This window comes from Pseudodesulfovibrio cashew (genome assembly GCF_009762795.1).
Taxonomy (GTDB): domain Bacteria; phylum Desulfobacterota; class Desulfovibrionia; order Desulfovibrionales; family Desulfovibrionaceae; genus Pseudodesulfovibrio; species Pseudodesulfovibrio cashew.
On record NZ_CP046400.1, the window covers coordinates 1244899 to 1259295 of the forward strand.

General features: G+C 61.8%; 12 protein-coding genes. 10 read left to right on the plus strand and 2 right to left on the minus strand.

What is annotated here, in order from left to right:
- Positions 1 to 8 precede the first annotated feature (8 nt).
- The 8 genes from murI to GM415_RS05530 all read left to right on the plus strand — a co-directional run bounded on the left by murI (position 9) and on the right by GM415_RS05530 (position 8140).
- Entirely contained in the window at positions 9 to 848 is an 840-nt protein-coding gene (gene murI, locus GM415_RS05495) for a glutamate racemase (protein ID WP_158946818.1), read from the plus strand.
- Positions 849 to 917: 69 nt separating this feature from the next.
- Entirely contained in the window at positions 918 to 2342 is a 1425-nt protein-coding gene (locus GM415_RS05500) for an SLC13 family permease (RefSeq protein ID WP_158946819.1), read from the plus strand.
- A gap of 12 nt (positions 2343 to 2354) precedes the next feature.
- Positions 2355 to 3290 carry a universal stress protein gene (locus tag GM415_RS05505; RefSeq protein WP_158946820.1) on the plus strand — a complete coding sequence of 312 codons (936 nt, stop codon included), beginning with the start codon at positions 2355 to 2357 and terminating at the stop codon, positions 3288 to 3290.
- Between the two features lie 83 nt (positions 3291 to 3373).
- Entirely contained in the window at positions 3374 to 3853 is a 480-nt protein-coding gene (ilvN, locus tag GM415_RS05510) for an acetolactate synthase small subunit (protein WP_158946821.1), read from the plus strand.
- A gap of 3 nt (positions 3854 to 3856) precedes the next feature.
- Positions 3857 to 4801: a bifunctional enoyl-CoA hydratase/phosphate acetyltransferase gene (locus GM415_RS05515; protein WP_158946822.1), complete on the plus strand. Its 945-nt coding sequence runs from the start codon at positions 3857 to 3859 to the stop codon at positions 4799 to 4801.
- Positions 4798 to 5886: a butyrate kinase gene (gene buk / locus GM415_RS05520; protein ID WP_158946823.1), complete on the plus strand. Its 1089-nt coding sequence runs from the start codon at positions 4798 to 4800 to the stop codon at positions 5884 to 5886. Before GM415_RS05515 ends, buk begins: the two co-directional genes overlap by 4 nt.
- Positions 5887 to 6004: 118 nt before the next feature.
- On the plus strand, positions 6005 to 6883 hold the full coding sequence (locus tag GM415_RS05525; RefSeq protein ID WP_158946824.1) for a CheR family methyltransferase: 879 nt from the start codon (positions 6005 to 6007) through the stop codon (positions 6881 to 6883).
- 36 nt (positions 6884 to 6919) lie between these two features.
- The gene (locus GM415_RS05530) at positions 6920 to 8140 is read left to right on the plus strand and encodes an HDOD domain-containing protein (RefSeq protein ID WP_158946825.1); all 1221 of its coding nucleotides are present in this window, start codon (positions 6920 to 6922) and stop codon (positions 8138 to 8140) included.
- Between the two features lie 96 nt (positions 8141 to 8236).
- On the opposite strand, the gene GM415_RS05535 is transcribed toward GM415_RS05530, so the two are convergent.
- Both GM415_RS05535 and GM415_RS05540 read right to left on the minus strand, forming a co-directional pair.
- Positions 8237 to 8434: a hypothetical protein gene (locus GM415_RS05535; protein ID WP_158946826.1), complete on the minus strand. Its 198-nt coding sequence runs from the start codon at positions 8432 to 8434 to the stop codon at positions 8237 to 8239.
- Between the two features lie 100 nt (positions 8435 to 8534).
- The gene (locus GM415_RS05540; RefSeq protein ID WP_158946827.1) at positions 8535 to 9311 is read right to left on the minus strand and encodes a substrate-binding periplasmic protein; all 777 of its coding nucleotides are present in this window, start codon (positions 9309 to 9311) and stop codon (positions 8535 to 8537) included.
- A gap of 184 nt (positions 9312 to 9495) precedes the next feature.
- Here GM415_RS05540 and GM415_RS05545 point away from each other — a divergent pair, with 184 nt between their 5' ends.
- A complete protein-coding gene (locus tag GM415_RS05545) occupies positions 9496 to 13131 on the plus strand; it encodes a PAS domain S-box protein (RefSeq protein WP_277872939.1) in 3636 nt (1211 codons plus the stop codon).
- Between the two features lie 214 nt (positions 13132 to 13345).
- Complete coding sequence (locus GM415_RS05550; RefSeq protein WP_158946829.1) at positions 13346 to 14326, plus strand: HD-GYP domain-containing protein; 981 nt, start codon at positions 13346 to 13348, stop codon at positions 14324 to 14326.
- Positions 14327 to 14397: the final 71 nt, after the last annotated feature.

Consider the following 14397-nt stretch of genomic DNA (forward strand, 5'->3'; position numbering starts at 1 on the left):
CCAGAACCATGGAGAATCCAGCGTCCCTGCCCATCGGCATCTTCGATTCCGGCGTGGGCGGACTGACCGTACTCAAGGCCCTTGCGGAGCGGTTGCCCTGCGAGGACTTCCTTTATCTCGGCGACACGGCCAGGCTGCCCTACGGCACCAAATCGGCCCAGACTGTCTCCCGCTACGCCGTGCAGTGCTCGGCCGAGCTGGTGCGGCGGCGGGTCAAGCTCCTCGTGGTGGCCTGCAACACGGCCTCTGCCGTGGCCATCGCCCCGCTCCGGCAGGCCTATCCCGGCATTCCGGTCATCGGCGTGGTGGAGCCCGGCGCACGGGCTGCCTGCGCCGCCACTCGCAACAAGGCGGTGGCGGTCATCGCTACCGAGTCCACCATCGCCGGGGGAGCCTACCAGCGGGCCATCCATCTGATCGAGCCGGAGGCGCGCATCGTGGGCCACCCCTGTCCGCTGTTCGTGGCGCTGGCCGAAGAGGGCTGGACCGAGGGAGCTATTCCCGAAGGGGTGGCCGCCCGCTATCTGGACCCGGTGTTCCGCCCCGCATCCGGCACGGAGCACCCTGTGATCCCGGATACGTTGGTCCTGGGCTGCACGCACTTCCCGCTTCTGGCCCCGGCAATACGCAACGTGGTGGACCCGTCCACGACCATCGTGGACTCCGCCGCAACCACGGCCGAGACCGTGTACGCCGAACTTGCCCGCCTCGGCCTGGGGCGCAAGGACGGGGCCTGCGGGTCCGCTCGCTACCTGACAACGGACGACGCCGCACGCTTCGCCCGGACCGGCACCCGCTTCCTGGGCAGGCCCATCGGCGAGGGCGACGTGGAGCTGGTCGACCTCTAAGCCGGGAGGCGGATCGTTTTTCCGTTGCGCCCCCTTGGCGTGAAGGGCAAAGCGGTATACACTCGGTTCGTGATCCATTACCTGCGCGAAAAACGGTGGTTCTTCATCACCCTGGTCATCCAGGCGGCCATGCTGCTCGGCCCCGTGCCCGAAGGCGTCACGCCCGAAGGGTGGAAGGTGCTGGTCATGACCGTGGGCGCGACCCTGCTGTTCGTCACCGAGCCCATCCCCCTGCCCGCAGTGGCCCTGCTGATCATCCTCGGTCAGGTCTTCCTGCTCGGCATGGACTCCAGCCTGGTGGCCAAGTCGCTGATGAAGGACTCCGTGCTCTTCATCATGGGCTCGCTCATGCTCGCCGTGGCCCTGGTCAAGCAGAAGCTCGACAAGCGCCTTGCCTTGGTCATCGTCAGTATTACGGGATCGAATACGTATAACATCGCGTTTGGTATTTCCATTTTCTCCGGTATTCTGGCCTCGTTCATCGGCGAGCACACCGTGGCGGCCATGATGCTGCCCGTGGCCCTTTCCCTGCTGCAATTGGCCACCGATGACGAGAGGCAGCGCAGAGCCCTGGCCATCCTGTTCCTGTTCTCCATCTCCTACGCCTGCGCCATGGCCGGTATCGGCACACCTTCCGGCGGGGCGCGCAACGCGATCATGATCGATTACCTGCGGGACTTTTTCTATTCAGGGACCGATCCGGCCACGGACCGCTACCGCGTCAGTTATCTCCGCTGGATGATCTACGCCTACCCGGTCTTCCTGATACAGCTGCCGCTCATGCACTTCATCCTCCGTCGCACCTGCGGGGTGGACGTCCGGGACATGAGCGTGGCGGTGGCGAAGCTCAGGGAGCAGGTGGGCGAGGAGGGCGCGCTTCAGGGCAGGCACTATGTGGCCATTGCGCTTTTCCTGGGCATCCTGGTGGGCTGGGTCGGATTTTCGTCCAAGGTGGGCATGGGCACCATCGCCATCCTGGGCGCGGTCCTGTTCCTGGTGGCCGGGCTGGTCCGCTGGCAGGACCTCAACTCCGGCGTCAACTGGGGCGTGGTCTGGCTGTATGCGGCGGCTATCTCGCTGGGAGTGCAGATGCGAGACACGGGCGCGGCGGCCTGGGCCGCAGGGCTGTTCATGGACACCCTGGCCCCGGTGGGGCTGGGCAGCGGTCTGGGGCTGCTCGCCTCGGTCATGTTCCTGACCACCTTCATCACCAACACCATGAGCAATGGCGCGGCCGTGGCCGTGCTCGGGCCCATCGTTCTCTCCATGGCCGTTGAGTCCGGGACGAATCCACTGGCCGTGGGGATGGTTACCGCCGTTTCCAGCGCCTTTGCCTATTTCACGGTCATCGGCACCCCGGCCTCCACCATCGTCTATTCGTCGGGCTATCTTCTTCCCCCCGATTTCATGCGTGTCGGATGGCGCATGGCGATCATGTCTTTTGCCGTCCTCATTCTGGCTTCGAAACTGTACTGGCCCCTGGTGGGCATGTAAGGAGTTGTCCCCATGACGCAGGACGACCAAAGGTTGCGGATATTGGTTTGCATAGGAGGAGGGCCCGAGGCCTTCACGGGTCTCAAGTTCGTCCACCGCATGGCCGAGGCGAGTTGCCCGGACATCGCGCTGCTCTATGTCCGTCCCCTGGATTCGGGTCTCAAGTCCGGCGGCATGGAAGTGCGCGTGGCCAGGGAGAACGTTTTGGACTGGGGATTGGAACTGCCCGGCATGGCCCACCTCAAGAGGGCGCGGGACATCCTGGCCGAGATGGGCGACATCGACAAGGAAAAGACCGAGGGCTGGGTCCACAGAGATATTTCGGGCGATCCTGCGGGCGAGTTCATCCGCGAATGCGAGAACCCTTGCGGGGGGAGCATCTCCCTGCGGCTGCGCACCGCGCATGACGTGACCAGCGCCGTGGTGGACGAGGCTGATCGTTTCAAGGCGGATTTCATCATCGTGGGCGGTTCCCCCGCCCCGAGGGAAGGGCTCAGGCGGTATCTGGCACCCCGACAGCGGGCGTTGAAGATTGCGGCCCACATCGGGTGCTCAGTCATCGTGGCCAGGCGACTGGAGCCCGGACACGGCCATATGGTCTGCGTGGAGGATACCGACACCTCACGGGCCATGCTGCCCAAGGCCATCCGGTACAGCAAGGCATGCGACTGCCCGGTCACCCTCCTGTCCGTGGCCGGGGACGAAGCGGACCGGGAAGCGGCCGAGAAGGCCGTGCGCGAGGCCGCCGAAGCCTTTCGCGCCGAGGGCATGGAGCCCCATGAGGAACTGGTGGAGGTGGGCGACCCGGCCGAGGTCATCATGGAGATAGGATACGATTTCTCGCTCATCGTCCTCGGAGAGTCCGAAAAGCCGTGGTTCGCCAAGGCGTTCAGCGTCTCCCACGAGGTCGCGGACCGGGCCAGGAACTCGGTGATGATCATCAAGTAGCCGCATTTGCCCGACTTTCCTTTTTCGCTGCCCTGGGGTAGCCTGCGGTCAACCGCAACGAACAACAACCAAGGAGTATCGCCTTGAAGCGCACCATGTCCGCCCTGGCCGAGAACAAGCCGGGCGTGTTGGCCGAGTTGGCCGCGGCGTTCGGCAAGTCCGGCGCAAACATCCTGTCGCTGGCCGCCGGAGAGACCGAAAATCCCGGGGTATCCCGCATCGTGCTGCGGCTGGAGGGGGACGACGAGGCCATCGACGCTGCCGAGCTGTGTCTGCGCAATCTCGACGGCATCATCGGGATCGACGATCTTTCCCGGAAGGATTTCGTGGATCGCGAGCTGGTCATGATTAAGATCGCCATGAGCCCGCAGAGCACCGGGCAGCTCATGCAGATTTTCGAGGTCTTCCGGGCCAACGTCGTGGGCATGGGCCAGGAGACCATCACCGTGGAGCTTTCCGGTGACCAGGAGCGCATTGACGGCCTGATTCAGATGGTCAAGCCTTACGGCATCAAGTCCATGTGCCGGTCCGGGATGATCGCACTCAAGCGCGGCGACGAGTAGCCCATGATCGAGTATGAAGCCGTAACCAGCCTTAACGGGCTGGTCCGCAACGTCCTGGAGCACACACGCGGCGGGCCGCTGCCCCGGGTAGCCATCGCCCGCTCCGCCGAAGGGCACGTCTTGCGCGCCGGGGTGGAGGCCTACGAGCGCGGCGTGGCCGAGCCCATTCTCATCGGCGACATGGAGGAGACCCGGCGCATCGCAGACGAGCGCGGCCTCGACATTTCGCAGTTCGCATCCATCCACATGCCGGACGACGCCCAGGCCGTGCACGAGGCCGTACAGCTGTTTCGGCGCGGCGAAGCGCATTTTATCATGAAGGGGCTGGTCTCCACCGCCGTGCTGCTCAAGGGTGTGCTGAACAAGGAGACGGGCGTCCCGCTGGAGGGCCGCATCCTGAGCCACGTGGCCGCGTTCGAGTCGCCCATCGACGGAAGGCTGATGCTCATCACCGACCCGGCCGTGAATATCGCGCCCAACCTGCAACGCAAGGTGGCCATCCTCAAGAACGCCCTGGACGTGGCTCGGAAGCTGGGCATCCCCCGGCCCAAGGTCGCCGTGCTGGCGGCCACGGAAAAGATAAACTATCCGGCCATGCCCGCCACCCTGGACGGAGACATACTGACCAAGATGGCGCGCCAGGGCGAGTTCGGCGACGCCGAGGTCCTCGGCCCCCTGTCCCTGGATCTGGCGGTCTCCCGCCAGGCCGCGTGCAGCAAACATTTCGAGAGCCCCGTGGCCGGATGCGCGGACATCCTGCTCGCCCCGAATATCGAGGCGGGCAACATTCTGTACAAGGGGCTGACCGTGCTGACCGGCTGCACCATGGCCGCCGTGGTGGTGGGCAGCCGCGCCCCGGTGGTGGTGCCTTCGCGGGGGGATTCCGACGAGTCCAAGTTCCATTCCCTGGCCCTGGCGAGCCTGCTCGCCCATCGGAGCGAGGTATGAGGATATTCGTCATCAACCCCGGCTCCACCTCGACCAAGCTGGCGGTCTACGAGGACGGAGAGCAGTCGCTGTACCGGGAATACCAGCACGACAAGGCGGAGATGATCCGCTTCGACCATGTGACCGACCAGCACGGGCTGCGCATGGAGGCCATCCGCAATACCCTTAAGGATGCGGGGCTGGACGGCGCGGATTTCGATGCCGTGGCCGCGCGCGGCGGATTGCTTCATCCGCTGGAGGGTGGCGTTTACGAAGTGTCCGACGGCATGTTGGACGACCTGTCCCAATGCCGTTACGGAGAGCATCCGTGCAACCTCGGCGCGGTCCTGGCCGACGAGCTGAGCCGGGAGTGGGGCGTGCCCGCCTACGTGGTGGACCCCGCGGTGACGGACGAGCTCATGGATGTGGCCCGGATCACCGGGCTGCCCGGCCTGGAGCGTCGTTCCCTGTTTCACGCCCTGAATCAGCGCAACGCGGCCCGCACCGTGGCCGCGCAACTCGGCATCGAATACGAATCAGCCAATTTCATTGTCTGCCATATGGGCGGCGGCGTGACCATCGGCGCGCATCGGCAAGGCCGGGTGGTGGACGTGGTCAACGGCCTGGACGGCGAGGGGCCGCTCACCCCGGAGCGTACGGGTGGCCTGCCCGTGGTCCCGGTGCTGGACAGAATTATTTCCGGGCGGACCACGCCCGAGGAGTTGCGGGAGAGCGTGCTCAGGCGGGGCGGCCTGTTCGCGCACCTCGGCACCAGCGACATGCGCGAGGTGGTCCGGCGAATTGAGGAGGGCGACGGCGGCGCACGCCTTGTCTTCCGCGCCCAGGCCTACCAGACCGCCCGGTTCATCGCGTCCATGGTTCCGGCTCTGGTGGACGAGCACGGCGTGCTCGACCTCGCCTCTGTGGTGCTGACCGGGGGCCTGGCCCGCAGCGAGGCGCTGGTGAGGGAAATAACCCGGATGACGGCCTGGATCGGACCGGTTTCCGTGGTCGTCGGCGACGAGGAAATGCGCGCCCTGGCCTCCGGGGCGGAGCGGGTGTTGACGGGTCGGGAGAGCGCGAAAACGTACGTGCGGCGTACATAGTAGTGTAAAATATCATTGAGATTCAGGAGCAGAAGCCGTAAGGGTTAACTTGTTACGGGTATACGAATCAGCGCCCGGGCGGACCGGGCCTGTTGAACTAAGCGCAAGGATTTGGTGCATGGGCTCCCTGTTTTCCAAGACCATCAGCCTGAGAAAGAACATCAAAATCGAGGACGACGAGTTCGTCCTGTTGCGTGATTTCATTTATTCGAAAAGTGGAATCTACGTCGATATCAAACGGAAGTACCTGTTTGAAAACCGTTTTTCCGCTCGGCTGGCCAAGCTGGGGCTCCAGACGTTCACAGATTACGTCAATTACCTGAAGTTCGACAGCAAGAAGGATCAGGAACTGGCCAAGCTCTTTGAACTGGTCACCACCAATGAGACCAGTTTTTTCAGGGATATGAAGCAACTGGAGGCCTTCCGCGACAACGTGCTCAAGCAGAAGCTCGACGAGCAGCGCAAGGCCGGCAAGCGGGAGTTGAACATCTGGTCGGCGGGTTGCTCATCAGGTGAGGAGCCGTACACGCTCTCCATGCTCCTGCATGAATGCCTGGGCGCGGAGATGGCCCGGTGGCGGATTCAGATTGCCGCGGTAGACCTCTCCCATGCCATGATCGCCAAAGCCAAGGCCGGGGTCTACAAGGAGTACGCCTTCAAGACCACGCCTCCGGAGATGCGGAAGAAGTATTTCATCGAGCAGGGCGAGGAGTGGAAGCTCCGTCCCGAGGTCATGCGCCCGGTACGTTTCGCCCAATTGAATCTGAATGACCGAGCCTCCCTGAAGCGCCTTCCGCGTTCGCATATCGTCTTTTGCCGCAACGTGATCATCTATTTCGACGAAGACATGAAGAAACGGGTTGTCGGCTCCTTCTACGACAATCTCTTGCCCGGCGGGTATCTCCTGCTCGGCCACTCGGAAACGCTGCACAGGGTCTCCAAGACCTTCAAGCCCATTTTCCATCCGGGCTCCATCGTGTACCAGAAAGAAGGCTAGGGATACGGCGCGCCGCAGACAGGGAGGGAAGACGTTTTGGCTATCAAACCGCTTAGCGAATTGACTCCGGGCATGGCCCTGGCTTCCGACCTCAGGGCCGAAGACGGAAGGCTGCTCTTCACCGCCGGGACCGAGCTGGAGGAGCGCCATTTGGCGCTGCTCGATCGGGTGGGCGTGGCCGAAGTCGACGTGACCGAAGAGGAGGCATCGCTCAGCGACGAGACCCTGCGTGATATCGAGGACTACGTTCGTGACTTCTTCCTCTACGTAAATCCTGATTTTTCCCCGGCCATCGAGTTGTTTCATGTGGTCCTGGAGATCACCGCCCGGGCCGTGGCCTCGGGTTGGGCTCTGCCCGACCTGGATGCCAGGCGTGCCACCAACGTGGAGCACCTTGAAGACATCTTCATCACGGGCATGGGCACGCCGGAAACCATCGCCAAGCACGAGACCGAGCTGTCCAGCTTCCCGGACATCTATTTTCGCATCCGCGAGGTGCTGGAGGACGAGTCCGCCTCGGCCGAGCGCATCGCCAAGGTGGTCAGCACGGACATGAACCTGTCCGCCAAGCTGCTCAAGCTGGTCAACTCGCCCCTGTACGGGTTTTCCCAGTCCGTGGATACCATCAGCCGCGCCGTGGCCCTGGTCGGCGGTCGTGAGTTGTCCACACTGGCCCTGGGGCTCTCCGCCATCAATTATTTCAAGGATATTCCGCCCGAGCTGGTGGACATGCGCACCTTCTGGCGGCATTCCCTGGCATGCGGCATCTTCGCCAAGCTCCTGGCCGAGACACAGACCGGCCTGTCCCCGGAACGGTTCTTCATCGGCGGCCTGCTGCACGACGTGGGCCGCCTGATCCTGTTCAAGAAGCTGCCATACGCCTCCACCGAAGCCATGCTGTTTGCCCGTGAAAATTCCATTCCCCTGGTGGAGGCGGAGCGTTCGGTCATCGGGTTCATTCATACGGACATCAGCGTCTCGCTCCTGGCCGCCTGGCAGTTTCCGACGGGAATATCCGACATGATCAACTTCCACCACACTCCGTTGCAGTATCCCAACCCCCTTGAACCCGCCATCATTCATGTGGCCGACAACATCGCCAATGCGGTGGAGATCGCCGAAGGGGGCATGTACGTTCTTCCGGGCATCGAAGAGGGTGCCTGGGACCTGCTGGGCCTGGAGCCCGATCCCTTCCTGGCCGAGGCCGTGGGACAGTACCGCCATCAGATCGATTCGTTGATGAGCGCCTTTTTCTAGCAAGACAGATCCATTGTAGACATCACCGTTTGACTTGGCGGCGGTACGCCGTTGGCGTGGCCTTTGAGCGCGTCAGCCGGAGAGGGCGCAGACGCCTCAGGCGGTTGCCGGGCTTTGGCGGACGGTCGTTTCGGCGTTGTGTTGTCTCCCGGATTTCCCCTCGGCGGGTTCGGGCTCGTCCAGAAGCGTGGCGAGCAACTCGGCGTTGGGGCTGGAAGGGCGCAGGCAGCGGCAAAGCGTACCCGCAACCAGGAGCAGAAGCAGAACTGCGGCGATGGGAATGGCATTACACATGGCTTTCCTCCTTATACAGGGGAATGCCATGGTCATGTTACGGTGGCATGCCGTTCCGGGGGCGGTTGGATGAAAGCGCCCCCCGGTCCGAGCGTGACGCCTAGAAGCGAAGCAGGTATTTGCGGGCGATGCGGTTGTACGTCCCGTCCTTGCGCATCTTGTCCAGGGCAAGTTCCAGCTGCTGGAGCAGCAGTTCCTTGTCTTTCAGCGCCGAGGCCCGCGACATGACCAGGTAGGCGGGCTTATTGGCCAGGATTTTTTTGGGCAGGTAGACCACGGAACTGGTCAGGCCCATGTCCTTGAGCCGGTAGTAGGTGACGTCGATGTTGCCTGCGTATGCGTCGATTTCACCCAGGAGCAGGCCGCGCAGGGCGGCGGCCAGATCGGGGTAGTCCTTGACGGTCATGATCGCAGCGGCTTCGGCGGCGGCGAAATCAGGTCCGAGGTCGGTACCGCTGGCACGACCGATGACCTTGCCCTTGAGGTCGGCGTAATCCTGGAAGGGAAACTTGTCGCCCACCTTGGTGAACAGCACGTAATTGCTTACGTGGAGGGGGACGGCCTCCATGAACAGGGAGTATTTCAGGCGTTCGGGCGACTGGAAAAACGAGAGGCCGCCGTCGCATTGACCGTTCTTGACCATGGAGACGAGTTCGTCCCAGGGCACAAGCCGGATGTCCAGGTCCAGTCCGGCACGGAGGGCCGCTTCATTGATGACGTCGACGTCGATGCCGGCGGGGACGCCGTCGACAAGCATGGAATAGGGCGCGAAATCAAGATTGGCCGCAAAGACGGGGCGTTGCGCCCGGGCAGGAAGCGTCATCAGGATCAGGCCGAGGATCAGGGCGAGGGCCGGGGCGATTGCGAAGCGGCGCATGTTTTTTCTCCTGCTGGATGTTGTCGATGTCGCAGGTTTACCCGGTTCCGCAATCCCTGGCAAGGCACGCCTTGTCTGTGTTCCCGGTATGATGGCGAAGGCATTGGAAGATTGCTTTTCCTTTGTTTAAAACATAGAATGTCCGGTAGCGATCAGGAGGATAAGCTTTTTGCGGCAGCCACATTTGCTCATCATCGACGACAGCCCGTCATTTCGTTCGATTCTGGTTTCAGAAATGATCCGTCGCGGTTACAGGGTTACTGAAGCGGACAACGGCACGGATGGGGTCGAAGCATTCACCTTGGACAAGCCCGACGTCGTGCTTGTCGCCTTGCGGCTGTCCGGGATGAGCGGGGTCGCCGTGGTGGCCGAGCTGGCGGAGCGGGGGCCGGAACTGCCCCTGATCGCCCTTTCCGAGGGCGGGGAGCTGAAGGACGCCGTCAGGTCCATGCGCCAGGGTGCCTGGGACATCGTGGCCAAGGGTGAAGGCATGATGGCGGAGCTTGATCAGGCCTTGGTCAAGGGATTCGAGCGGGCCGCCTTTCTGCGCAGGCAGAAGGCGGAGCTTGAGGCCGAAGTGCGGGAGCGGAAACTGGCCGAGGACCGTTTCCGAACCATGCTGGAGGTCTCCCCCCAGCCTGTGGTCATCGTGAACCTGGAGAACGGGCGTTGTGTCTTCGCCAACCACGCGGCCGCAGAACAGCTCGGGGTGGCCCCCGGCGAAGCCGAGGGGTTGCGGGCGCGAACCTTTTTCGACGAGGCCAACGTACACGGGGATGTGAGAGGCCGCCTGCTTCGGGACGGGCACCTCAAGGAAGTCGAGCTGGAGCTCTGCCGGAAGGACGGTTCCGTCTTCTGGGTACAGGCCTCGGCTTCTCTCATGAGTCTGGATGGACGCAGGGTTGCCTATGTTTCATTCATCGACATTTCCGCCCGCATGGAGCTGGTGGACGCCCTCCGGAAATTCAAGTTCATCGCCAACGCCTCCCATGACAGCATGACCCTGGCCAACCGCGACTATGTCTACGAAGCGGTCAACAGGGCGTATCTGGATCAGACCTGGGGAACGGACAAGGATATCCTCGGACGGAACATGGTGGAGATCTGGGGCGAGAAAAATTTCGAACAAAATATCCGACACCATTTCGACCTGTGCCTCACGGGTCGCACGGTAGTCTATCGGGCATGGTTCGCCTTCCCCGGCCAGGAGACACGGTATTACGAAGTGTTCATGTATCCGTATGGCAGGAAGAAGGAGGAAATCACACACGTTGCCACTGTCTCAAGGGATATCACCGAATCGGCCGAAGCCGAGGCCAGGATCATGCAGACCCGGGAGTACTTCCAGGCCATTTTCGAGAGCTCCCTCGATCCCATCCTTCTTTTTGACGAAGATTTGAACATCCTGGACATGAATACGGCGGCCACGGCCAGGTTCATTGGCGTATCCGGCAAGAAGAGGCTGGGTTTGACCAAGCTGTTCCCGGATGAGGCCGGACAGGAGTTCCGGTCGATGGTCATGCCCGCCTTGAAGTCCCTTGGCTCCTGGTTCGGCGTCTGGTCCTTCGTGGATATCAATGGCGAGTCGATTCCTACGGAGACGGCCATCTCGGCTCTCCCCCAGCGGGGTAATGCCCGTCCCTGCCGGTACGTGGCCGTGGTCCGCGACATCAGTCCGCGGCTTAAGGCCGAGGCAAGGCGGCGGGAGACCGAGGAACGATACCGGGCGGTTTTCGAATTCACCGGGGCCGCTACCGTGCTCATCAACGAGAAAGGCTTGGTGGTCAAGGCCAACCAGCGTTTTGCCGAGCTCTACGGCCAGGACCGGGAAGAGATTGAAGGTCGGCTGGATTGGATCGACTACGTGGCCGAGGAAGACAGGGAGCGGCTTCTGGGTCAGCGGCAGAAGCGTCTGCGGGCCGGGTGCGGCGCGGTGACCGAATACGAGTTCCGATTCGTCAGCCATGACGGCGAGGTTCGTGACGCGTGCAGCCTGGTCTCCCAGATGCCGGACGGCAAGGAGTCCATCGCCTCCATTACCGACATCTCCGAACGCAAGTACAACGAGACCGTGGCGTTCACTCTCTACCGTGTGTCCAACGCGGTGAGCACGACCCCCTGCCTGGATGAACTTTACAAGCGTATCCACTCGATTCTGTGCGATATTATCAACGCCGAGAACTTTTTCATCGCCGAGCTGGACAAGTCCAGGCGTTTTCTCGAGTTCCCGTATTTCGAAGACGCCATGGATAATTGCAAGGGCGTGGTGTTCGACACCTGGGATGACGAGGTGACGAGCCTGTCCGTGGAGGTGCTTAGGCTGGGGCGGCCATTGCTGGTCAAGGACGTTGACCACTCGGTTGCCATGAGCCGTAGATGCCTGGACGACGCTTCCATCAAGATCGAGTGCGTTGCCAGGAACGAGTTGCTGCGTCGCAAAGGGGCGGCGGAGGGCTCCATGTTTGGCTCCTCGTCCAAGGACTGGCTGGGCGTCCCCATCAAGGTCAAGGGCGAGGGTATCGGGGTCTTGGCCGTGCAGTCGTATGACGATCCGGAGCAGTATTCCGCCAGGGACGTGGAATTGCTGGTGTCCGTTGCCGAGCAGGTGGCGTTGGCCATCGAGCGCAGGGCCAACGAACGGGATCTGCTTTCGGCCAAGGAGCTGGCCGAGGCCGCCAACCTGACCAAGAACGAGTTCCTGGCCAACATGAGCCATGAGGTGCGAACTCCCCTCAACGGCGTCCTGGGCATGCTCCAGCTGGCCAAAACCACGCCTCTTTCCAGGGAGCAGCGGGATTATGTGGACACTGCATTGGCCTCCGGGAGGTCTCTGCTGTCCATCATCAACGACATCCTCGATCTGACGAAGATCGAAGCCGGACGCCTGGAGATCGCCTGCGAGCCGTTTTCCCCCAGGCATTTGGTGCGCGACGTGATCGCCACCTTCCGGCACGACGCAAGCGACAAGCACATCACCCTGGAGGCCGACCTGTCGAGCAACCTGCCGGACCTTGTGGTGGGCGGCAAGGGGCGGCTGCGGCAGATTCTTTTCAACCTGGTGGGCAATAGCGTCAAATTCACCGAAAAAGGCAAGATTACCGTTTCCATGCTTCCCATGAATATTGATCATGAGGCGGGAAAGGTTCGCATGTTGGTGAGCGTCGCCGATACGGGCATCGGCATTCCGGACGATATGATCAGTCATGTCTTCGAACCCTTTACCCAGGTGGACGGTTCTTCCGTGCGCCAGCACCAGGGTTCCGGGCTGGGGCTGGGCATCGTCAGGCGACTGGCCTCGCTCATGGGCGGTTATCTGAGCGTGGACACCATGGAGGGAGAGGGGACCACCGTCTATCTGACCCTGACTTTCGATCTGGACCCGGCTGGGGCCGAACGCTCCTGTTGTCTGTACAACGCGAGCGGGCGCCAGGACTCGATGCATTTTCTGGTGGTCGAGGACAACCGGATCAACCGGTTGCTCGCCATCAGGATGATCGGCAAGCTCGGGCACACCGAGGAATCCGCCAAGGACGGGAACGAGGCCCTGGAGAAGTTGCGGGAGTCCCACTTCGATGCGGTCTTTACGGACATTCAAATGCCCGGCATGGACGGGTTGGAGCTGACCCGACGCATCCGGGCCTCGGAACCGGGCTCGGACATCAATCCGGACATTTGGATCATCGCCATGACTGCCCACGCCATGAGCGGAGACCGCGAGCACTTCCTGGCCAAGGGGATCGATGACTACATTGCAAAGCCCTTGGAGATGGACGACATCCAGGCCGCAGTGGCCAGGCTCTATGCCAGCAGACAGCCCTGAGCGTGTTTCGTCAAAGCTCTTCCAGGTATTGAATGCGTCTGTTGCAGTTGCGCTATGCATTCATCCAATGCATAGTACTTATTGCGTAAAATGAAGCAAAATAGTGTGTCAATTAACCTATACCTTACAATCGAACTATTTGAAACTACTGCTTTTCTAGAAAATATCCCGAATTTTGCTAGCATTCCGTTTGCATATAATATATGGCTCGACAATGGATGTGAAAACCCGGGCCGCACGACCGGTATCCTATTTTCCCGTTTCTCCGGTAATGCTGTTCCCGGAGGCGTTTGGGGATTTTGCCGTCTACCTCTGGCAGGGAGGGGACTTCGTCCTCTACACCAAAGCGGGTCAGAAGTTCACGCTACGACACCGCCAGGTCCTGCACCGCAATGACGTGCAGGAAGTGTACGTTCAGGGCTCCGAAAAGCTTCAGTACGAGCAGTACATCGAAAAACACCTGGGCAAGATCCTGCAGGACGAAACCCTGCCCATCGCCGTCCGATCCAAGATTTTCTACGAGGCGTCCACCGTGGTCATGCAGGACGTCTTCGACCGCAAGCTGCCCAGCGCCCTGCGCGCCAGGCACTTCAATCGCATCACCGACATCGTCAAGAATTCCATAAAGTTTCTGGCCTCGGACAATTCCCTGTCCTCGGTGGCGCCGTTCATTTCACACGACTACAAGACGTATACGCACTGCATGCACGTGTTCATCTGTTCGGTGGCGCTGTTTCACGTCTACGACATGACTCCGGGCGAAGTCTTCGAGTGCAGCCTGGGAGCGCTGCTGCATGACGTGGGCAAGACCAAGATCCCCCACAGCATCCTCAACAAGCGCGGCTCACTGACTCAGGGCGAGCGGGAGATCATCAAGGAGCATCCCGTGCACGGGGTCTCCATGTGCGCCCACCTTCCCCTGACCCAGAATTCCGTCAACTGCATTCTGTTCCACCACGAGAAGCTCGACGGCACCGGCTATCCCGCCGGGCTCAAGGCCGATAACATCCCCCTGCCCGTGCGCATCATCACCATGGTCGACGTCTATGACGCCCTGACTTCGACCCGGCCCTACGCCGAGGCCATGGACCCTTACGAGGCCCTGACGCTCATGCGCCACAGCATGCGTGACGGTCTGGACATGAGCGTCTTCAAGCGATTCGTGGCCGTCCTGAGCGGCGCGGACATGATTTAACCCGCCTCTCCCTCTCGATTCCCAACGCTGTATCCCTCCGGCAATCCCCGGATGGCCTCTCGTTGCTTTCC

Coding starts and splice junctions, on each gene's coding strand:
- murI (WP_158946818.1), top strand. CDS start 9: ATGGAGAATCCAGCGTCCCTGCCCATCGGCATCTTCGATTCCGGCGTG.
- GM415_RS05505 (WP_158946820.1), top strand. CDS start 2,355: ATGACGCAGGACGACCAAAGGTTGCGGATATTGGTTTGCATAGGAGGA.
- GM415_RS05515 (WP_158946822.1), top strand. CDS start 3,857: ATGATCGAGTATGAAGCCGTAACCAGCCTTAACGGGCTGGTCCGCAAC.
- buk (WP_158946823.1), top strand. CDS start 4,798: ATGAGGATATTCGTCATCAACCCCGGCTCCACCTCGACCAAGCTGGCG.
- GM415_RS05525 (WP_158946824.1), top strand. CDS start 6,005: ATGGGCTCCCTGTTTTCCAAGACCATCAGCCTGAGAAAGAACATCAAA.
- GM415_RS05535 (WP_158946826.1), bottom strand. CDS start 8,434: ATGTGTAATGCCATTCCCATCGCCGCAGTTCTGCTTCTGCTCCTGGTT.
- GM415_RS05540 (WP_158946827.1), bottom strand. CDS start 9,311: ATGCGCCGCTTCGCAATCGCCCCGGCCCTCGCCCTGATCCTCGGCCTG.
- GM415_RS05550 (WP_158946829.1), top strand. CDS start 13,346: ATGGATGTGAAAACCCGGGCCGCACGACCGGTATCCTATTTTCCCGTT.